Below are 21,338 nucleotides of genomic sequence, written 5' to 3' on the forward strand. Positions count from 1 at the left end.
ACGGGTGATCTTTAATTGTTGCAGTATTGTATACCTAAATGACATTAAGATGCAGATTCACGAATTAGCATTTATCCCAAAATCAAACCTTTAAGAGAGAAAACGGTTTGGATTTACTGAGATGCCTTTACTACACTCAGAATTCACATTTTTTAACACTGCTCTGACCAAATACCATTTGATAAAGTGTGATACGAAACACATAATGCGCCATATTTTTGACGACATCCATTCATTGACTTGGAGCTTTACCCATGGATACAAAAAAACTGATTCTAATTTTGCTGTGTATCTTTCTTCCACCGGTAGCGGTTTACATGGAAAAAGGTCTGAATAAAGACTTCTTCATCAACTTGATCCTAACTTTCTTCTTCTTCCTACCAGGTACGATTCACGCACTTTGGTTAACGATGAAGTAACCACTTACACTCCTACTCTGTAGAAAAGTGAAAAATGGGATGAAATGTGAAGGCAATTCCTCTATCATCCTGTCGCCTAAGCGCAAGCGTTTGCTCCAAAAGGCAAATGCAGCGTTTAGGCTCCAATCAGACAACTTTTCAATGGTGGGAGCAATTAATGACAACACTGACTATTACTCGTCCTGACGACTGGCACGTTCACTTACGCGATGGTGAAGTTCTAAAAGACACCGTTCGCGATATCAGCCGCTACAATGGCCGCGCACTGATCATGCCAAACACCGTCCCACCTGTTACCAATACCGAAATGGCACTTGCCTACCGCGATCGAATTCTGAAAGAGCAGCACGGCGAACAATTCGAACCTCTGATGGCGCTTTACCTAACCGATAACACCACGCCAGAAGAGATTCGCGCAGCAAAAGCAACCGGTAAAATTGTCGCAGCGAAGCTTTACCCTGCAGGTGCAACGACTAACTCAGATTCTGGTGTGACCGATGCGAAGAACATTTACCACGTTCTCGAAGCCATGGAAGAAGTCGGGATGTTGCTTTTGGTTCATGGAGAAGTCACTCATCACCACGTTGATATCTTCGACCGAGAAAAAGAATTCCTTGATACCGTCCTCGCTCCTATCGTTAATGACTTCCCTAATCTTAAAATCGTTCTAGAACATATCACCACCGCCGACGCAGCACAGTTCGTTAACAACGCGTCTGATAATGTTGCCGCTACCATTACTGCTCACCACCTTCTTTTCAACCGCAATCACATGCTTGTCGGTGGCATTAAGCCTCATTTCTACTGCTTACCGATTCTAAAGCGCAACACCCACCAGCAAGCGCTAATCGAAGCCGCAACCAGTGGTAGCAAAAAGTTTTTCCTAGGTACCGACTCCGCTCCGCATGCAAAAGGCGCGAAAGAATCGGCTTGCGGTTGTGCAGGTTCTTACACTGCGCACGCGGCGCTAGAACTTTATGCAGAAGTCTTTGAAAAAGAAGGCAAGCTGGAAAACTTGGAAGCGTTCGCAAGCTTCAACGGTCCTGATTTTTACGGTATTGCGCGCAACGCAGATACGGTGACGCTAGAAAAATCGGCTTGGGATGTTCCTGAATCTATGCCATTTGGCAACGACATCGTTGTGCCTATTCGTGCAAACGAACAAATTGAGTGGAAAGTGAAGTAATCGCTTCACGTAAATAACGTGCATAAAAAAGGGTCATGAAGTTCTCCGAATTAGAGACAGCATGGCCCTTTTTCATTTTATATGTGGATTATTTACCGCGAAGCTTTTCTACCACCGTCCAAACAGCAACTACAATCAAACCCGCCACAAAGCCGATAATGCCGTTAAGCAAAATAGGCAGAATCGCTGTAGCAACCGAATGACCACTAAAGTTCATAATAATCGGTTCTACAAAGTGGTGAATGGCGGGTACGTTGTGCACTACAATCCCGCCACCGACTAAAAACATCGCAGCAGTTCCCACAATCGTTAACAACTTCATCAGCTTTGGTGCAAAAGCAACTAAAGCACTGCCAACTTTCGCCATCCAGCCCTTACCTTTTGAGCGAATTTCAAGGTAGAAGCCCAAGTCATCCAATTTCACGATGCCTGCTACTAAGCCATAAACACCAATGGTCATGATGACCGCAATTAAGCTCACCACTAAGATTTGCGTCACAAGACTCGCCCCAGTCACGGTGCCCAACGCAATCACAATAATTTCCGCTGAGAGAATAAAATCGGTTCGAATCGCACCTGCAACTTTTCGCTTTTCGTAATCCTCTAACGACTCGCCCGTATCCACAAGCTCTTCTTTTTCTTCATGGGGATGTGAGTGTGGAAACAGTTTTTCGAGTACTTTTTCAGCCCCTTCAAAACAGAGAAACAAACCGCCGATTAGTAGCAATGGCATGATCAACCAAGGAATAATTGCGCTAATCAATAATGCAGAAGGCACCAAAATCAGTTTGTTTTTAAATGAACCTTTGGCCACCGCCCAAACTACTGGAATTTCTCGCTCAGATGCGACACCCGAGACCTGCTGAGCGTTTAACGCTAAATCATCACCCAATACACCTGCGGTTTTTTTTGCCGCCATTTTTGACATCAACGCAACATCATCCAATACCGCGGCAATATCATCCAACAGTGTGAGTAAACTTGCTCCAGCCATTTTTTATCTCTTATATGAAATTGAGTAAGTAACAAAATGTAACACCATTAACCCCCTTGGCAAAGTGATGATTTTGCAAAGAATACCGTCACAATTGGTGTTTTGTATTGCCGATAAGATAAGACAGGTCTAGTCTTGTCATACCTTTCAGCACACAAAAGAAAAAGTATAGATGAAAAGCGGATACTCTTACCCAATAGGTACCCCAGGCCAACCTTGGGGCGAAGCAGAACGTAAAGCGTGGCTGGCACAGCGCGAAGTAAAACGCAGCTACCAAGAAGAAGTAGTCAGCAAAATTGATGCGTTACGCGACCGTTTCGATGTAGAACAATATGGTGCGCTTTCTTACGACCAAGCTCGCTTCCCACTTTTTTGCATCAAAACACGTAACTGGGACTCAGCAAAACCGATTGTTCTTGTAACTGGCGGTGTGCATGGATACGAGACCAGCGGCGTACACGGCGCGCTAAAATTCGTAGCAACAGAAGCAGAGCATTACGCAGAGCACTTCAATATTGTAGTGGCACCCTGCGTGAGCCCTTGGGGTTACGAAGTGATCAACCGTTGGAATCCAAACGCGATTGATCCAAACCGCTCTTTCTATGCAGATAGCCCAGCAGAAGAGTCAGCCAACTTGATCAAGCTCGTATCGACATTGGGCGACGTGTTAATGCACATTGATTTGCACGAGACGACAGATTCTGACGAAACTGAGTTTCGTCCTGCCTTAGCCGCTCGTGATGGTATTGAGTACATTGAAGGTATGATCCCAGATGGCTTTTACACCGTGGGAGATACTGAGAACCCTCAACCTGATTTCCAAAAAGCAGTCATTGAGTCGGTTGCAAAAGTGACTCACATTGCACCAGCAGATGAACACGGCGAGATCATTGGTTCACCAGTTGTACAATTTGGCGTTATCAACTACCCAATGGTGAAACTGGGTCTGTGTGGCGGCGTAACAAATTGCGTTTACGGCACCACCACAGAAGTTTACCCAGACAGCCCGAAAGTAACGGACGAAGAGTGCAATGATGCACAAGTCGCTGCTGTTGTGGGTGGTCTGGATTACATCCTCGCTCAGCTATAACAAGCGATTCTTATATTGCTCCGGTGTCATGCCGGAGTATTTCTTAAACATCGCGATAAAAGGGCTGGCTTGGTTGTAACCTAACGTCAGCGCGACTTCTTTTACGGTTTGCCCTTTGCGTAGCAACTCCATCGAGTGCAAATACCGCACACGTAAACGCCACTCAGTAAAGCTCATTCCCAACTCACTCTGGCAATGTCTCGCTAACGTGCGCTCTGTGGTATGCACTTTTGCCGCCCACTCCGCCAAGCTGATTTCATCGGTTGGCGATTCTTCTACCGCTTTTAAGATTGGCTGAAGATATTTGTTGTCGGTTGTCGGTAAAAAGTGATGTTCCACTTCTTGTTTCGCCAGTTGATCCAACAACACTCGCACCAAGCGTTTGTCTTCATCGCTCTGCGCGACGTTAATGTCACGCTGACGAAAGTCCTCAATGATGGCAGAAACGATGGGTGTGACTTTGATTAAACTGGTTTTGGTTGGAAAATGCGCCGTCAGCTCTGGAGCAATATTCAATGAGCAATATTCGATTGGTTTTCGGTTGTAGCTGGTATGACGAATGCCCGCTGGCACCCAAATTGCCAAATGAGGTGGCGCTAAAAATCGTGTGTCCTCCGCATCCATTTCCAAAATCCCACCGCTGATCAGCTGCACTTGCCCCCAAGGATGGCTATGAATCCGGGTTTCCGTATTGGAAAGAAACGCTTCAAAATTCATAAAAACATCCGATGGCGCACGATCAATTGATAATGAAGGATGAAGATTTCTCGCACTCTTTTTCAAAATTGTCTTCCTATCACTTACGATGTCTTTTAAGAGATACTTTTCATTATAAAGACCTGTCAGACTAGCGCCATCAATTATTGTGCGATGAGGTTCTCATGGTTTATTTGCTTCCGTTTTTTACTGTCATGATTTGGGGTGGAAATTCTATCGTAAACAAAATGGCGGCAAGCACGATTGAACCTAGCGCAATGAGCTTCTATCGTTGGTTTGTTGCGATGGTTCTCCTAACGCCATTTTGCTTGCCAGCCGTAATCAAACAGCGCCATGTAATTCGCCCATACCTGACTAAACTGGCATTTTTAGCCCTACTCGGCATGGTACTTAACCAGTCGTTAGGCTACTACGCAGGCTTAACTACAACGGCTTCAAACATGGCGTTGATTACGTCATTAGTGCCTTTGATCAGCGTGTTTTTAAGCGTCCCGCTATTGGGTAAATCGGTTTCTATATTAAGCATTGTCGGTGGGGTAATTTCACTTGGTGGTTTAGCATTTATGCTTGGGCACGGTGACGTCACCTACTTCTTGCATCAAGATATGACGCAAGGCGACAGCTTAATGTTACTGGCCGCGTTAGTTTATGCCGCATATTGTGTGCTTTTAAAACGTTGGAAAATGCCATTTAACAGCCTAACATTGGTTTACATGCAAGGCTTCTTCTCTGTCATCATGCTGACTCCACTGTGGCTTTCAAGCGAACAACTGCTTCCTAGCCAAGAGGCGCTTCCACTGATCGCTTATGCTGGTATCGCAGCGTCTATTTTCGCTCCATTGATGTGGGTAAAAGCAATAGATTTGATTGGCGCAGACTCCAGCGCCATGTTCATGAACTTAATGCCTGTGGTCTCTGTCGCCTTAGCTTCAACACTGCTCGGTGAAGAAATTCATGTGTACCATATTATCGGCGGCTTGATGGTTATCTCCGGCGTGATTCTGTCGCAGATAAAAGTACGTAAGAAGCAAACTCTTGCCGGCCAAGAACTACCATCAACTTCCGCCTAACAACAAAGAGAAAAGCCACGGAGTAGAGCCGTGGCTTTTTGGTATCAACACCTCAAACAAAAGTTAATGTTTTGTTGCTCGCCCTATTCCCGTCACAAACGCTTGCTGCTACATTGTCAGAACAATAACTCACAAAGGAATGACAGATGAGCAGTGGTCAAAGAGATATTACCCTTCGTTTTTTAGCTGAACCTGGCGACGTTAATTTTGGCGGAAAGGTTCACGGCGGCGCTGTAATGAAATGGATCGACTTAGCCGCTTATGCATGCAGTGCCGCTTGGAGTGGAAAATACTGCATTACTGCCTATGCGGGTGGGATTCGTTTTGTTGCGCCTATTCATGTTGGCAACCTTGTGGAAGTTAGCGCGAAAGTCATTTACACCGGTCGAAGCTCAATGCACATCGCCATTGATGTTCAAGCTAGCGATCCAAAACAGATGAAAAATCGTTTAACTACGCACTGTATCGTGATTATGGTAGCCGTAGATGAAAGCGGTAAACCTACCGATGTACCGAAGTGGATTCCTGAATCTGATGAAGACAAGGCTCTAGAGCAATCGGCTATTCGCTTAATGAATATGCGTAAAGAAATTGGCGAAGAGATGGAAGCGCACGTTAAATATCTTAAGTAATTTTCCTGCTTCGAAAGCCCCTCTCTACCCCTCTTTCCAACTCAGAGTGTGAAGCAACATCATGCTTCGGCCATTTGCTTCACACTCGTGACACATTGTCATAATTCCGTCACCTTGTTTTGCTTAAATCCACCCTGTATTTTGGAGCTATATAGAGTTTGGATCTTGAGACTAAAGCAAACAACCTTAAGTGAAGAGACGTTGACCAATTTGAAAGCGGTCGAATATCAATGGGTAAGAACCATGTACGTGGAGGGTTATAACGAATCGGAAATTAACCACTATATTCAGACCTGTTTCGGCGGCGATACCACTTTTGCCAACCTGTTTCGTCGCGTAGCGCTACAACAAGAGAGCTTGTATACACTGCTACAATACGTTGGCTGCGCGCCATCTAGCCGCGAGTTTTAAGTACCTCGGCATTTCCCGTCTTCACCTCGTTAAAACTGACGTCCTTACTTGTAAATACGTCCACGACACCGCACATTAGTAAGACCTAAATCTCATACTTTCCCGCCATCACAGGTATTTATGTGAAGTGATTCGCAGGGCACCTCGGCGCCCCTGTGTAATCCATTGCAAAGCCGCTACTCTTTGTGTGTTTATTAAGCATAAAAAAACCTGAGTCAAGACTCAGGTTATGGTTACAAAAACTGTTAGTGATTGAATCGTAAGGAACTAAGCTAACAGCCAGCTATGCGTAACGCCAATAGAAGCAGGATATTACTGATCGGCGGCCAAACCAAAAGTGTAATATCGATGCTAAATATAAGGGCGACCATATGGTCGCCCTTTTCTAGTTATTCTTGTCAATCTCAGACCACTTGAGATTATCCTTTCACACCACCAGCGGTTAGACCACCAACCAACCAGCGTTGAGCAAGTAAGAATACTGCAGTGATTGGCACTGCTGATAGAACTGCAGCAGCAGCAAAGTCACCCCACAAGTAGTTTTGTGGATATAGGTATTGCTGCATACCTACTGCAAGTGTGTACGAGTCTACATCAGAAAGTAGTAGTGATGCTACAGGAACTTCACCAATTACCATGATGAACGACAAGATGAATACTACCGCTAGGATTGGCACTGACAGTGGCAGTAATACCAAACGGAATGCTTGCCATGGTGTTGCGCCATCAAGAGCAGCCGCTTCTTCTAGAGACGAGTCAATACTTTCGAAGTAGCCTTTAATCGTCCATACGTGCAGTGCGATACCACCTAAGTAAGCGAAGATCAGACCGCCGTGCGTATTCAAACCAAGGAAAGGAATGTACTGACCAAGTTTGTCGAACAACGCGTATAGAGCAACCAATGCCAATACCGCTGGGAACATTTGGAAGATCATCATCGCTTTAAGGATGGTGTTCTTACCCTTGAACTTCATACGCGCAAACGCGTAAGCCGATGTTGTAGACAGCGCCACAATCAAGATTGCAGAGATGCCACCAACTTTTACCGAGTTCCACAACCACGTCATTACTGGGAATGGAGGTGGTGTTACGGTGCCATCTGCGTTCGTAATTGAGAAACCAAGCGCTAACTTCCAGTGGTCAAGCGTTGGGTTGTCTGGGATCAAGCTACCCGTTGCGAAGTTACCTTCACGGAACGAAATCGCGATGATCATCAATAATGGGAAAATAATCAGTGCTAAGAATGCCCACATAGCAATATGAGTAGCCCAAACACGATACTTTAATGACTTACCTTGTACCATTGCCATTGTAATCTCTCCTTAGTCTTGAGCTACTTTAGTTACACGTAGGTTGATAAGTGCCAACGCGCCAACCAATAGGAAGATAAGTGTTGCTACTGCACTTGCTAGACCGAAGTCTTGACCGCCCGCACCTTCGAATGCGATTCGGTAGGTGTAACTTACCAATAGGTCTGTGTAACCCGCAGGTTCTGATGTACCAATCATGTTTGGACCACCACCAGTCAACAACTGGATAAGCACGAAGTTGTTGAAGTTAAAAGCAAAGCTTGCAATCAATAGCGGAGTCAGCGGTTTCAGCATCATCGGCATTGTGATACGCGTGAAGTTGGTGATGAAGTTCGCACCATCGATAGCCGAAGCTTCATAAAGATCATCAGGAATCGCTTTTAGCAGACCCATACATAGAATCATCATGTAAGGGAAGCCTAGCCACGTGTTCACAATCAGGATCATGGTTTTTGCCATAAATGGGTCAGAGAACCATGCCGGGCTGATACCAAACAAACCTTCCAGAAGCATGTTGATCTCACCAAAGCTCTGGTTGAACAAACCTTTGAAGATCAGGATAGAAATAAACGCCGGTACCGCATAAGGCAGAATCAGTAGTAGTCGGTAGATTGAACGACCTTTCAACGCTTCCCACTGAACAACGCTTGCTAACACTAAGCCGATAACCAATGTGCAGACTACGGTTAGCGCAGAGAAAACAATAGTCCAGATAAAGATGCTGATGAACGGTTCTTTGATGCCATCATCTTTCCACACACGTTCAAAGTTGTGCGTACCGATGTTCACCACGAAACCTGGAGACACTGTGCTGCCAACAAACTGACCGTTTTCATCCACTGGCTGGTAGTAACCCACTTCCATATTTGGACGCAGTGTTTCTTGGGTACGGTTGTTGTAAAGGGTTTCGCCGTCTTCTTGTAACGTGTAGAGCGGAACCACTGCTGCGAACTTACGCAAGCCGCTCATACGGATATCGTCACCGTTCGGAAGATGCAGATCAACGCTACTTAGCGCAGTGCGGTTCTTCACGATGGTTTTGATTGGCTCTTTATCGCCTGCCGCCTCTGTAATAGGCGCTAGGTCTAAGTCTGTCTCTGAGAAGCCTTGAAGTTGGAAAACAGGAGTTGCTAGTAGCTCGCCATCTTTCTCAACCACAATTTGGTGGCCCTGCTCGGTGTTGTACAAAGTGAATGGATAGCTATCACCACTTTGGTAAGTTCTGTCTAACAGGACGCTCTGAGCACGATCAAATGAGAGTTGGTTTTTCGCGCTGTAGTTAGTAAACGCCAAACCGATGGTATAGGCCAAAGGGAAAAGGATGAACAAAATCATCCCTGCAATACCAGGGTAAATGTAACGGTGTGCGTACGTCTTTTTACTACCAAAAATGAACAACGCTAAAGCGGTAAGAATGATCGTAAGTAGTGCAAACGCAATCTCACCGCGAGAATACATAAGGATTGTTGCGTAGCCATTGAGAATGCCGACTGTGCCTAAAAGTGACCATTTGATGAACACTTTTTTGCTGCTCGGAAGGCTGGCTTCTGGTGCTGTCATAGCATTTGTACCTTGAACTGACTGCATAGGGAACCTGCTAGCGAATATAGAATAAATATAGAAAAGTAAGGAGGAGTTGCCCCCTCCTTAAAAAAGTATTACTGAATTATTTAGTCATTTGTTTTTCTGCATCTGCAAGAGCTGCATCTACAGTTTGACGACCGTCAACAACGTTGATGATTGCGTTCTTAGCCGCACCCCAGAATGCGTTCATTTGAGGAATGTTTGGCATGATTTCGCCGTTCATCGCATTGTCCATTGTCGCAGCGATACGAGTATCTGAATCTAGCTCACGTTGGAACGAGTTAAGCGCTACCGCACCTAGAGGCTTGTCGTTGTTAACCATACGTAGGCCATCGTTTGTTAGTAGGTAGTTCTCTAGGAATTCAACCGCTAGGTCTTTGTTTGGAGACGCAGTGCTGATACCAGCAGTTAGTACACCAACGAATGGCTTAGAAGACTGACCCTGGAACTTAGGTAGTGTTGTTACGCCGTAGTTGATGCCAGACTTCTCGATGTTGCCCCAAGACCATGGACCGTTGATAGTCATCGCAGCTTTACCTTGGTTGAATGCAGACTCAGAAACTGAGTAGTCCATATCCGCAGAGATAACGCCTTTGTCTACCAAGCCTTTCACGAAGTTCATCGCGTCTTTCACGCCTTCTTTCGCGATGCCTGCGTCTTTAACGTCGTAACCTTCAGAAGTGTATTTGAACGCGTAACCACCGTCAGCAGCCATTAGAGGCCAAGTGAAGTACGGTTCTTTTAGGTTCCACATGATTGCAGACTTGCCGTCTTTTTTAAGTTTTGCATCTAGCGCTGCAACTTCTTCCCAAGATTTTGGTGGGTTTGGAACTAGGTCTTTGTTGTAGATTAGAGATAGAGACTCAACCGCAACAGGGTAGCCAATCAGTTTGCCGTCGTAACGTACAGCATCCCATGCAAAGTCAACGATGCCTTCTTGGATTGCTTTAGAAGGCTTGATTTCTGCTAGTAGGCCGGCTTCTGCGTAGCCACCGAAACGGTCGTGAGCCCAGAATACGATATCAGGGCCATCACCTGTTGCTGCAGTTTGAGGGAATTTATCTTGAAGGCCGTCTGGGTGAGCCACTGTTACTTTGATACCAGTGTCTTCTTCGAATTTCTTACCAACTTCAGCAAGGCCGTTGTAACCTTTGTCGCCGTTGATCCAGATAGTAAGTTGTCCTTCTTCGATGGCAGCATTAGCACCAAAAGAACCCAAAGCAACAAGAGTACCTAGTGCTACAGCGCTTAACTTTTTCATGTTCGTATCCTTTTTATATTTTTGATGTAGGGCTAGTCCATTGAGGTTCAGCCGTATTTCGACATATATCATCTGAAATAATCCAATATGTCTCATCCTCCTAATCCCTACGCCCTTACAATTATGACGTATTTTCGTGATCTAAATCGCCAAGGGTAAGAGACTCAAATCACAAAATGGATACTTCCTGTGATCGGTTTCAACTTTAGGCGGTGCAATAATGTGATTTCCGCCCAACTGCTTCATTACTCCTCCTTTTTTACTCCTCCCCATCTACTCCCCCTACAATTATTTCGATTAGGAGGATGTAGCAGATAGCACAATCTTAGAAACTGCATTCATCCAAGAGTGGATGGTAAGAACCCTTTCCCAGCAGTGCCTATTAGCTAGGTAAAAAGATTTGCTGGTTTTGCATTGCCAGACGAGTGGAATGTCATTATTGGTGTTGTTTGTGGTAATTATTTCACGGGGGAGACAACACGAATAATGTGGGGGAGAGAAACTCGTACTTGGCTATGATGGGTAGCACTTCTATTTAGGACATTTCATTGAAGTGCTACCCTACTTTTCTTACCAACCGCAATAACTTACCGATTCCTACTGTTACTGCTCGCTAGATAATTCATATAATGATGAGCGGTGAATAATAAAAAAATTGATCGAGGACGAGCTACATGGCGAGTGTCACGTTAAAAAATGTTTGTAAAGCGTATGGCGACGTACTGATTTCTAAAAACGTAGACCTACAGATTGACGAAGGTGAATTTGTTGTTTTCGTAGGTCCATCTGGTTGTGGTAAATCTACCCTTCTACGTTGCATTGCCGGTCTTGAAGACATTACTTCAGGTGATTTGTATATTGGTGACCAGCGCATGAATGACGTCGAACCATCCAAACGTGGTGTTGGTATGGTTTTCCAGTCTTACGCTCTATACCCACACCTAAACCTATACGACAACATGTCATTTGGTCTGAAACTGGCTAAAGCAGACAAGGCAGAAATCGACAAACGTGTTGAACACGCAGCAGAAATCCTACAACTGGGTCACTTGCTTGAGCGTCAACCGAAAGCACTTTCAGGTGGTCAGCGTCAACGTGTGGCTATCGGCCGTACACTAGTATCGCAACCAAACGTATTCCTTCTAGATGAACCTTTGTCTAACCTAGATGCCGCGCTACGTGTAAACATGCGTGCTCAAATTACCAAACTACAACGTCAACTTGGCTGCACCATGATCTACGTTACACACGATCAGGTGGAAGCAATGACCATGGCGGATAAAATCGTCGTACTAGATGGTGGTTACGTCTCTCAAGTTGGCAAACCTCTTGAACTTTACCACTACCCACAGAACCGCTTTGTGGCTGGTTTCATCGGTTCTCCAAAAATGAACTTCATGAGCGTGTTCATCGATGAAGTAGAATCAGAACGCGTTAAAGTTCAACTATCTAACGGCGTATCATTCTGGATTCCTGTAGATGGTACAACCGTTAACCGTGGCGACCGCATGTCTTTGGGTATTCGCCCAGAGCACCTACTTTCTGCAACCGAAGCTGACGCAACCATTCACGGTGAAGTGATGATCGTAGAGAAGCTTGGTAACGAAACTCAGGTATACCTAAACCTAGAAGGCGCAGACGCGGATGTGATCTATCGTCAACCAGACACGCTAGCTGTCGACACGGGCGATAAATTGGAAATCGGTATTCCTGCTCACCGTTGTCACCTATTCCATAGTGATGGTCGTGCTTGTAAACGTCTATTTAAAGAAAATGGCGTAGATTTCGAATAAATTATTCACCTATAGTTGTTATAAATCCCTCTCTCCTGAGAGGGATTTTTTGTATCAAAACCACATAAATGACCGACATCACTCGCTCGCTGGACTCATCACTCATACTCCGCACCCAAGACTAAATCATTAACTTCCCTGTAAATAAGTCATCCGTTAGACCATCAAGAAATTAAACCTTAGTTTTTATAATCAAACTCGCTTCTTAATACTTTTCCTCATCCCTGCTTAGCAAGTACCAGCTTTTTCCTAAACAGCAAAACTTAGCCAAAGGTCTAAATTTCATTCTTATTTCCACTTACCTAAACAACACGAATTTTTAAACTTACCTTCGAATTTATGCGTTACAGAAATTCAGAAACATTCATAGAAATGTCTCTGCTCATCAATTAAAACGTTCGCGACACAGCTAATTGGGCAATCACCCCAATGGCGGTAGCGTGCTAGAAGGGAAACTAGGTCATGAAACACAAAGGACTAATTCGTTCTTATGAGATGGAGTTCGCTTTTTTATATCGCCTCTCAGATCTTGCTGTCATTGTCACCTTTATGCTGCTCCTAGTATTGAAAGACACAAATACCTCGATGGATAAGGACTACGTCATCTTGTCCTTCGTCGGGGGGATTTCATTTTTGTTTATGGCGGAGAGCGGCAACCTATATCGCTCATGGCGGACAAGCTCATTTAGAGAGCAAATGTTCATTGTTTGCATGTCGTGGTTAATGACAAGCGCCCTACTTTTCATGGTGCTTTACTTTTCCGAAGTTTACCCTTTGTTTGACCGCAGTATCTTAGCGTTATGGGTTACTATTACGCCGGCATTACTGTTGGCGTGGCGAGTGACCTTTCGTACCGTTTTGGCCTATTTGCGAAAAATGGGCTTCAACACACGCACCGCTATCATCATCGGCCAGACCCCTCACGGCATCACCCTTGCCAACGAGATTCAAAACCACACCGAGCATGGTGTTCTATTTGACGGCTTCTACGACGAACGCTCTAGCGACAGATTGCCTAGCTCCGAATACCCAATCAAAGGCGCGGTAAACCAAGCGTTAGAACGGGCAAAACGAGGAGAAGTCGATTACGTATACATTGCGATGCCAATGCATGCTAAAGAGCGCATTGCTTCCATCCTGAACCAGTTCTCCGACACCACAGCGAACACCTATCTGATCCCGGATTTCTTTACTTACAACCTGCTCCATTCTCGCTGGGATCAAATTGGTCAAGTTCAAACTCTCAGCGTGTTCGATACGCCTTTTGCTGGCGTTTCGTCTTGGATTAAACGCTTCGAAGACATTTTGTTCTCTAGCATTATCTTAGTGTTGATATCACCAATCCTGCTTGCTATCGCCATCGGTATTAAGTTGACGTCAAAAGGCCCTGTAATATTTAAGCAGCATCGTTATGGTTTGGATGGTCGAAAAATCGAAGTTTGGAAGTTCCGCTCGATGACGACGATGGATCAAGGGCCAAACATCAAACAAGCTACGAAAAACGACCCTCGTATTACTCCGTTTGGCGGTTTTCTACGTCGCACCTCATTAGACGAACTGCCGCAGTTTATCAACGTATTACAAGGCACTATGTCGATCGTTGGCCCTCGTCCTCATGCTGTTGCGCACAACGAAGAATATCGTCAGATTGTCGCCCGCTACATGTTGCGCCACAAAGTCAAACCAGGCATTACAGGTTGGGCTCAAATCAACGGCTATCGCGGCGAAACCGACACGCTCGATAAGATGGAAAAACGCGTCGAGTTTGATTTGGATTACATCCATCATTGGTCAGTTTGGATGGACATAAAAATCATCTTCCTTACCGTGTTCAAAGGCTTTACTGGCTCCAATGCGTACTAAGGCGGCGATGATGAAAACAACAACTCCAGCACTTGCGCTCGCCCTTTGTTCAACAGCTGCATTAGCAGAGCCAATGGCATATCAAACTGAATCTGGCATTGAGTTTATCCCATTGGTCAAAGCGTTCTACGAAGGTGACGACAACATAAACAAAGCGGAAAAATCTCAAGATATAGAATCCGTAAACATTTGGGGACTAGAGCCTAGCTTGTTGGCACGTATCGAGCGCAATCAATATCGCGCAGATATTCAGTACAAGCTGAAAGCGGGCTTTTCTTCGGACGATAAGAATGATTACGATGACCATACCTTTCAGTTCTCCAATTTTTTTGAATTCAATCATCGTCATCGTTTAGTCGTGGATTATCGTTTTCAGGCATTGCATGAAATCCGCGGTGAAGACATCACTGAAGGACAAGGTAACCTTCTCGATTCACCTATCGAGTTTTACCGTAATGATTTGAAAACCAACTACGTGTTTGGCTCTGCTGGTGCGAAAGGACGATTCGAATTTGGCTTAGGCTACAGCGATAAAACTTACCAAAATTATCGTAACGGTTTACCTGGCAAGCCCAACGCAAAAACTAAGTACAACGACTTCCGCGCCCCAAACGCCCACGTTGAGTTTTACCTTAGAGCGACTCCTAAAACCTATTGGTTAGTTGGGACAAAACAAGTCTTCACCGAGTACCTTAATAAAAACCCTCGCGCTGCATCAAAAGACAGCGACACCGGCTTTTACTACACCGGTGCTGAGTGGGAAATATCGGGGAAAACCCAAGGTATCGCAAGGCTTGGCTATCAAGTTAAAGACTTTGATAGTGAACAACGAGAAACCTTCAAAGGCTTTAGCTGGGATATCGGATTTGAATGGCTACCACAAGAGCAAACGTTGGTGACGGTCAAAACTACCCAAGCAGCCGTCAACCCTGACCAAGATGGTGACTACAACTTACAGACTCGTTATCGCCTAGATATCAAACACGATTGGAACAGCTATTTAGCCACTCGTTTAGGTGGCATTTATCAAGAAGATGATTACACCGGCATCACGAGAAACGACGAACGATATACCCTTTCCGCTGGCGTTGATTATCAAATTAGACGCTGGATTCAATTGAAAGCAGATTGGCAATATCAAGACAAAACATCCAATCGTTCAGGTTATAGCTACGACCAAAATGTCTGGACGTTAAGCGCGCAATTTTCGTTGTAACAAGGAATGTTAATGAATCCATTATTCAAGTTAATTGGCCTAGCTCTGCTACTTTTCAGTACTTTTGTTAGCGCAAATTCAAACGAACAAGATTACCTACTCGATACTGGTGACACTATTTCAGTGCAAGTTTACGGGGAGGAAGATCTTTCTATTAAAAACATCCTCATCACGTCAGATGGTTACTTTGATTACCCTTACCTTGGACGAATCAAAGCGATCAATAAAACGCCCAAACAGCTCAAGTACGAAATCGAAACGGGCTTAAAAGGTGACTATCTAATCAACCCGAAAGTCATGGTGACAATCAATTACTTCCGTTTGTTTTACGTCAATGGCGAAGTTCGTAAACCCGGAGGATTTGAGTATCGACCAGGACTGACTATAGAAAAAGCCATCGCACTAGCTGGCGGGCTCACCGATAGAGCTTCACGTAAAAGCATTAACTTAACCAAACACAAAACTGGCAAAACCGTAGAAGGCGTGAGTATGCAGCGCACGGTTGAACCAGGCGACATTGTCTTTATTGATCAGAGCTTCTTCTAGTGACAGGTAATCAAATGAACGGAACTCATCCCAACAATTTCCAGATGAACAAAGTGGAACTGATTCGTTTTGGCCATCACTTTAAAACGCTGAAAAAAAACTGGCTTAGCATTGCTGCGTTCACGCTTATATTCTCATTGACGTGCACTTGGTACATCTACTCCAAAACATCCATTTACCAAGCAACGGCAACGCTATTGATTCAAGAAGAGCAAAAAAGTGCGTTATCGATTGAAGAAGTGTACGGCGTAGATACGACCAAGAAAGAGTACTTTCAAACACAAATCGCTATTCTGAAATCCAACCACATTGCCGACAAAGTCATTAATGAACTGAATTTAACTCAACACCCTGAATTTACGAGCTCCGGTGGACTAAAACAAAAAATCGACGACATCAAAGCAGTCCCGTTAGTACAAGATTTATTGAATGTCTCTCCTAGCCCAAAAGAGACATCACAATACTCTGAGTCTTACTATCAAGCACTTCAAGCCTTCAAAAGAAAGCTAGAAATTGAACCTGTTCGAAACACACAGTTAGTGCGAATTAGCTTTCGTTCTGCCGATCCAAAGTTAGCAACAAGAGTCGCGAACGCGGTTGGTCAGGCCTATATTGATGCCAACTTCGAAGCCAAGCTCGTAGTGACTCAAAATGCAGCAACATGGCTGACTAATAACTCTCAAAAACTCGAAGAGCGCTTAAAAAAATCAGAGCATGCTTTGCAAGAGTTTTTGCTCAAAGAAGGCCTGATTGATATCAACGGCATCGACGACATCTACGCCAACGAACTAGAAGAGCTTAACCGTAAACTCAATACCGCTGTCAATAAGCGCATCGAAGCGCAAACCTTGATCCAACTACTAAAAAGAAAATCTTCTCAGAATCTTGATAGCCTGCTGTCCATTGACGAGTTTGCCAATCAAGCTCAGATTCGTGATTTAAAACTTTCCGAAGCCCAAGCTGCGAAGAACGTTTCTGAACTGGCGCAACGTTATGGACCAAAACACGATCGAATGGTCCAAGCGAAAGCGCAACTCGCCTCTATTCAAGAGCGAACTCAGCAATTGATTCGCGAAATCTCTTTTAGTAAACAACAAGACTTACTTGCAGCGAAAGCTCAAGAAGACATGTTGCGCGAAGAACTGGACAGAAAAAAATCAGATTTCCAATCATTGGGTTCGCAAAAGGCGCGCTATGAGCAATTGAAACGAGAAGTAGAGTCAAACAAAGATCTTTACGAAGCTTTCTTAAATCGAGAAAAAGAAACCAGCGCTACTAGCGATTACAAAAATGTGACCGCTCGCTTTACTGATAAAGCGATCATTCCACTGTTTCCTGTCGCGCCACAACGAATGAAACTGGTGCTTATCGCCACATTCTTCGGTTTTGCTATCGCTTGTGCATTGGTGATCATTTTAGAAACGTTGCGAGAAGTCATCCGCACTTCAAACGATGTTCAAGATAAGCTAGGCGTGACATGCTTGGGGGTTATCCCAATGGTGAAAAAACGTACCCTGCGAAAAAATGGGGTAAGTTATACCGCCTACTTAGATAAAGATGAAAAACTCTTTAGCGAAGCTTGTCGCTCTGTTCGAACGTCGTTGCTATTAAGGCTGACCAACACTAAGCAAAAGATCTTACCTTTTACTTCAGCGATTCCAGAGGAAGGCAAAACCTCCACCAGTATCAATATGGCGGTGTCCTTCTCGACTATGGAGAAAGTGTTGATTATCGACTGCGACTTGCGTCGTCCATCTTTAGCCAAGCGATTCAATATTCCTGAGTCCCAGCCAGGTTTAACCAACATATTGACGATGGATACCGCAATAAAAGATTGTATCGTTCGCATCGATGACGCCAATTTAGATGTACTACCTGCTGGGCTGATTCCACCCAACCCACAAGAGTTGCTGGCATCCAATCGCTTCAAAAAACTACTGGACCATTTTCAAGATAAATACGATCGCATCATCATCGATACACCACCACTGTTGTCGGTCAGTGATGCGCTCATCTTAGGCCAATATGCGAACGGACTCATCACAGTGATTCGTTCCGAGTCCACCAAAGCATCACTGGTTAATGTCGCGTTATCTAAACAAATACAACACTCAATACCGTCTCTTGGCGTGCTTATCACTCAAGCAAAAGCTAAGGAAGGAGAGACTTTATATGTCCAGAAATACGCCTACTAATCCACATGCGTCTTGGTATCAGATATTAAAAAGCCAAGAACGCCCGGTGCTGATATATCAAATGGGTAAAGTCGGCTCGAGTGCGTTAGAAAAGTCGATTCCTAACTCGATTCATTTGCATGACCTTATGGCGATTGATGCTAACAAGCAGATCTCTCCAGTGAGAGCGAAGCTGCATCAACCAAACAAGCATTATGTAAAACGTCTGCTCAAGCGAAGCGTTATGAGCCACATGCTCAAACGTAAACAAGACGTGCGCATCATCTCATTGGTGAGAGAGCCGATTGGTAGAAATATCTCGATGTTCTTTCAATCGTTACCTTTCTGGATGGCAGAAAAATACCTAAATGACGACAGTGCAATTCGCTCTGAGCGTCCGCAATTGTTGCAAGAAGCTTTCGAAGAGCACATGAATCACCACTACCCTTTGGAGTGGTTTGATAATGAAATCAAAACGCTAACAGGGATCGACGTGTTCAATAAACCGTTCGATCATGAAGCTGGTTGCCAAACCTACCAACAAGGCAACTTTTCTCTGCTCGTAATTCGAAGTGACAAGCTGAAGCAATCACCAGCTACCGTTGGCGAGTTTCTTGGCTATCCAGTTGATGTGGTCCACGACAACCAATCAAACAACAAATGGTACTCCTCGCTGATCAATGAGTTCAAAAACAGCTATCAACCTAAACCTGAGTTTATTGAGGAAATGTTGTCATCCAAATTGACGACCCACTTTTTTACTTCAAGTGAAATTTCCGAACTCAAACAAAAGTATCAAATGGCGCACTGATGAAAACAAAAATTTTACACATCATCAACGACCTATCTCAAAATGGTGGGGCGCAAAAGTTCTTAGTGGACTTGGTGCTCGAGCATAATCCCGAGTATGAAATCAAGATCCTCGTGTTGTGTGCTGAGAACGACTATTTGGAACAACTCTCCGCACAGGGAATCCAATGCTTTAACTGGCAGACACTGTCTCTATCGGAAAAATGGTCACTACTACGCTGGCCAGATCTCGTTCACGGACACCTGTATCCGTCTATTTACCTAGCGCTGCTTGCGATCGGGAAAAAACGCATTCAAACAGAGCACTGCTCTTACAACCGACGCAGAGATTACCCTCTGCTTAAGTTCATAGAATATGTCCTCTATTGGGGTCACCACTATACCGTTAGCATCAGTGAAAAAGTTCAAGAAGAATTGGTGAAGTTCATGCCTCGGTACCAACACAAGTATCGAGTTGTACATAACGGCGTCGACTTAAATCGCTTCCCGATGACGGCTAAACAAGCCCACGAACTCAGCCAGAAAGCAACCATCAACATTGGCATGGTTGGCCGACTACATGAACACAAAGATCATGAAACGTTAATTCACGCCATCGCAAAACTGCCTGAGTGCTACCACTTACACCTTGCCGGAGATGGAGACAGAAAAGCCTCGCTTCAACGACTCGCTCAATCGTTAAACGTTTCACTTCGCGTGCATTTTCACGGAGTCGTATCCGATATTCCTCTCTTTCTCAGCGATATGGATATCTACGTGCAATCTTCCCACGTTGAAGGATTCGGGCTCGCCGCCGTAGAAGCGATGGCAGCAGGTTTGCCTGTACTCGCGTCCGATGTTCCGGGATTAGATGAGGTTACCGGCAGCTCAAAATATCTGTTCGAAGTCGGTGATAGCAATCGGCTTGCACAAAAGGTTGCAGAGCTTTGCGATGACGCGGCTCTTTACAGTTCGGCAAGTCATTATTCCGTCAACCGAGCCAAACTCTACACCATCGACAAATTTCGAGAGGGCTATTATGGAATCTACCAACAGCTCTGTACCGATAAGTAATACCGTTCCACTCCTTGCAGCCATTACTCTGGCACTGTTTTTTGTCCCAGTGAAATTCGCTGTAGGTGGCGTGGCACTTGCGCCTTCCGATATCGCAAGTTTGCTTTCTGTTGGCTTAATCGCCTTGATCATTTTAGAAGGAAGAGCAAAGCAACTGTTGCATCCATGTATCGGATTCTTGGTGCTGTTTACTGGATATGTATTTATCAATGGTTTGTTGAACAGAGTGCCTTTGGCCCCACTATTGATCGAAACCGTTCAGTGGCTAGCCATTCTTTGTCTACTGAGCTTACTTTACGCTTACGGTGCATTTGATGATGAGCGAGTGATGGTCTATTTCACCTACCTACTTTTTATCATCTGTGGTCTAGTCGCAGCATGGCACTTCGCCCAAGGCTATCAAAGCGGATTTAAATTACTCGGGGTCAGTAAATACGGATTTGGAGTGTTGTGCTCGCTACTCTATTTGTATCGCGACAAAATTCGCCTGTTCCCTTTTTTGATGCTAGTTGCATTTTCGCTACTCGTGTTATCTCAAGAACGAAAAGCTCTGCTGGGCTTTTGTTTGCTGTTTTTTCTCGATCAGATTTTTATTAAAAACTGGATGCGAAAAACCATCAGTGAAACCTATACATGGATGCTTCTCTTGGCGTTGGCATTTGTGGTTATTGGAACAGTCTCTACCACGCTCTACGTCGGTTTTGATGCTCTTGCCGATAAACTGGAGATCACTCAAGAAGACATTTTGTTTGCCAACCAAAGTGAAGCGCGATGGGTGTCCAACTTGCATCGCAAGCTGCTACTCGCAAACGGCATGGATATCTTAACGCAGCACCCTATTTTAGGCGTGGGCGCCAAAATGCTGCCCAACTTTATGATCGATTACTTCAACTACGATGAACTAGCGATTTACACCCACAACTTTGTGCTTGATACCGCCATCGAATACGGTTTGCTTGGCATTGCGTTTCTGTTTGGAGGCTACTTTCTTTTCATCAAATTTTGTTTTCGCAGTATCGATGACAACAGAAAAAGTCTTTTACTCGCGGTTTACGCCCTCATCATGGTGTTCTTCGTTGCCGTAAATACTACCATCATTTTGATACTTTTGTTGCCAGTTATGATCAGTCGAAAACGAACACCAGAACCTCAGACAGTCATCCATTCGCTGCCAGTCAATAAAAGTCACGAATTTTAATAATCAAGGAT

Annotated in this window: 19 protein-coding genes; 14 read left to right on the forward strand and 5 right to left on the reverse strand. The window is 44.7% G+C overall.

What is annotated here, in order from left to right; genetic code table 11:
- Positions 1-254: 254 nt before the first annotated feature.
- A complete protein-coding gene (locus ACF8CV_RS08150; RefSeq protein WP_005480188.1) occupies positions 255-419 on the forward strand; it encodes a YqaE/Pmp3 family membrane protein in 165 nt (54 codons plus the stop codon).
- Between the two features lie 157 nt (positions 420-576).
- Positions 577-1,605, forward strand: a complete 1,029-nt coding sequence (gene pyrC, locus ACF8CV_RS08155) for a dihydroorotase (RefSeq protein WP_005480191.1) — start codon at positions 577-579, stop codon at positions 1,603-1,605.
- A gap of 88 nt (positions 1,606-1,693) precedes the next feature.
- Here pyrC and ACF8CV_RS08160 read toward each other — a convergent pair whose 3' ends face one another.
- On the reverse strand, positions 1,694-2,599 hold the full coding sequence (locus ACF8CV_RS08160) for a DUF808 domain-containing protein (RefSeq protein ID WP_005464288.1): 906 nt from the start codon (positions 2,597-2,599) through the stop codon (positions 1,694-1,696).
- Between the two features lie 172 nt (positions 2,600-2,771).
- Here ACF8CV_RS08160 and ACF8CV_RS08165 point away from each other — a divergent pair, with 172 nt between their 5' ends.
- Entirely contained in the window at positions 2,772-3,689 is a 918-nt protein-coding gene (locus ACF8CV_RS08165; RefSeq protein ID WP_025555740.1) for a M14 family metallocarboxypeptidase, read from the forward strand.
- Here the strand turns inward: ACF8CV_RS08165 and ACF8CV_RS08170 are convergent.
- Positions 3,684-4,472, reverse strand: coding sequence for a helix-turn-helix domain-containing protein (locus ACF8CV_RS08170; RefSeq protein ID WP_017447919.1), 789 nt, complete (start codon positions 4,470-4,472; stop codon positions 3,684-3,686). The two genes, ACF8CV_RS08165 and ACF8CV_RS08170, sit on opposite strands and share 6 nt — an antisense overlap.
- A gap of 98 nt (positions 4,473-4,570) precedes the next feature.
- Here ACF8CV_RS08170 and ACF8CV_RS08175 point away from each other — a divergent pair, with 98 nt between their 5' ends.
- The 3 genes from ACF8CV_RS08175 (at position 4,571) to ACF8CV_RS08185 (ending at position 6,519) form a co-directional block, all read left to right on the forward strand.
- Positions 4,571-5,476: a DMT family transporter gene (locus tag ACF8CV_RS08175; protein WP_208871074.1), complete on the forward strand. Its 906-nt coding sequence runs from the start codon at positions 4,571-4,573 to the stop codon at positions 5,474-5,476.
- A 146-nt stretch (positions 5,477-5,622) separates the two neighbouring features.
- Positions 5,623-6,108 (forward strand): acyl-CoA thioesterase, encoded by a 486-nt coding sequence (locus ACF8CV_RS08180; RefSeq protein WP_005499665.1) that lies wholly within the window; start codon positions 5,623-5,625, stop codon positions 6,106-6,108.
- Between the two features lie 165 nt (positions 6,109-6,273).
- Entirely contained in the window at positions 6,274-6,519 is a 246-nt protein-coding gene (locus ACF8CV_RS08185; RefSeq protein WP_017447309.1) for a hypothetical protein, read from the forward strand.
- Positions 6,520-6,938: 419 nt separating this feature from the next.
- Here the strand turns inward: ACF8CV_RS08185 and malG are convergent, their stop codons facing one another.
- From malG to malE, 3 genes are all read right to left on the reverse strand, one after another.
- A complete protein-coding gene (malG, locus tag ACF8CV_RS08190) occupies positions 6,939-7,829 on the reverse strand; it encodes a maltose ABC transporter permease MalG (RefSeq protein ID WP_005463109.1) in 891 nt (296 codons plus the stop codon).
- Between the two features lie 12 nt (positions 7,830-7,841).
- Entirely contained in the window at positions 7,842-9,416 is a 1,575-nt protein-coding gene (gene malF, locus ACF8CV_RS08195) for a maltose ABC transporter permease MalF (RefSeq protein WP_005499668.1), read from the reverse strand.
- Between the two features lie 79 nt (positions 9,417-9,495).
- A complete protein-coding gene (gene malE, locus ACF8CV_RS08200; protein WP_005463104.1) occupies positions 9,496-10,674 on the reverse strand; it encodes a maltose/maltodextrin ABC transporter substrate-binding protein MalE in 1,179 nt (392 codons plus the stop codon).
- A gap of 674 nt (positions 10,675-11,348) precedes the next feature.
- Between malE and malK the strand changes: the two genes are divergently transcribed.
- The 8 genes from malK to ACF8CV_RS08240 all read left to right on the forward strand — a co-directional run bounded on the left by malK (position 11,349) and on the right by ACF8CV_RS08240 (position 21,327).
- The gene (gene malK / locus ACF8CV_RS08205) at positions 11,349-12,467 is read left to right on the forward strand and encodes a maltose/maltodextrin ABC transporter ATP-binding protein MalK (protein ID WP_005463102.1); all 1,119 of its coding nucleotides are present in this window, start codon (positions 11,349-11,351) and stop codon (positions 12,465-12,467) included.
- Positions 12,468-12,929: 462 nt separating this feature from the next.
- Positions 12,930-14,330: an undecaprenyl-phosphate glucose phosphotransferase gene (locus tag ACF8CV_RS08210; protein WP_023584596.1), complete on the forward strand. Its 1,401-nt coding sequence runs from the start codon at positions 12,930-12,932 to the stop codon at positions 14,328-14,330.
- On the forward strand, positions 14,320-15,546 hold the full coding sequence (locus tag ACF8CV_RS08215; protein WP_392416622.1) for an outer membrane beta-barrel protein: 1,227 nt from the start codon (positions 14,320-14,322) through the stop codon (positions 15,544-15,546). The genes ACF8CV_RS08210 and ACF8CV_RS08215 overlap by 11 nt, the downstream gene beginning before the upstream one ends.
- A 12-nt stretch (positions 15,547-15,558) precedes the next feature.
- Positions 15,559-16,092 carry a polysaccharide biosynthesis/export family protein gene (locus ACF8CV_RS08220; RefSeq protein ID WP_005463089.1) on the forward strand — a complete coding sequence of 178 codons (534 nt, stop codon included), beginning with the start codon at positions 15,559-15,561 and terminating at the stop codon, positions 16,090-16,092.
- 14 nt (positions 16,093-16,106) lie between these two features.
- Positions 16,107-18,287, forward strand: a complete 2,181-nt coding sequence (locus ACF8CV_RS08225) for a polysaccharide biosynthesis tyrosine autokinase (protein WP_005478105.1) — start codon at positions 16,107-16,109, stop codon at positions 18,285-18,287.
- The gene (locus ACF8CV_RS08230; RefSeq protein ID WP_025503545.1) at positions 18,265-19,077 is read left to right on the forward strand and encodes a putative capsular polysaccharide synthesis family protein; all 813 of its coding nucleotides are present in this window, start codon (positions 18,265-18,267) and stop codon (positions 19,075-19,077) included. Before ACF8CV_RS08225 ends, ACF8CV_RS08230 begins: the two co-directional genes overlap by 23 nt.
- The gene (locus tag ACF8CV_RS08235) at positions 19,077-20,129 is read left to right on the forward strand and encodes a glycosyltransferase (protein ID WP_171055940.1); all 1,053 of its coding nucleotides are present in this window, start codon (positions 19,077-19,079) and stop codon (positions 20,127-20,129) included. The genes ACF8CV_RS08230 and ACF8CV_RS08235 overlap by 1 nt, the downstream gene beginning before the upstream one ends.
- Positions 20,095-21,327: an O-antigen ligase gene (locus ACF8CV_RS08240; protein ID WP_021450110.1), complete on the forward strand. Its 1,233-nt coding sequence runs from the start codon at positions 20,095-20,097 to the stop codon at positions 21,325-21,327. Before ACF8CV_RS08235 ends, ACF8CV_RS08240 begins: the two co-directional genes overlap by 35 nt.
- Positions 21,328-21,338: the final 11 nt, after the last annotated feature.

It is taken from the genome of Vibrio sp. zbq_1 (assembly GCF_043102935.1).
GTDB lineage: Bacteria > Pseudomonadota > Gammaproteobacteria > Enterobacterales > Vibrionaceae > Vibrio > Vibrio parahaemolyticus.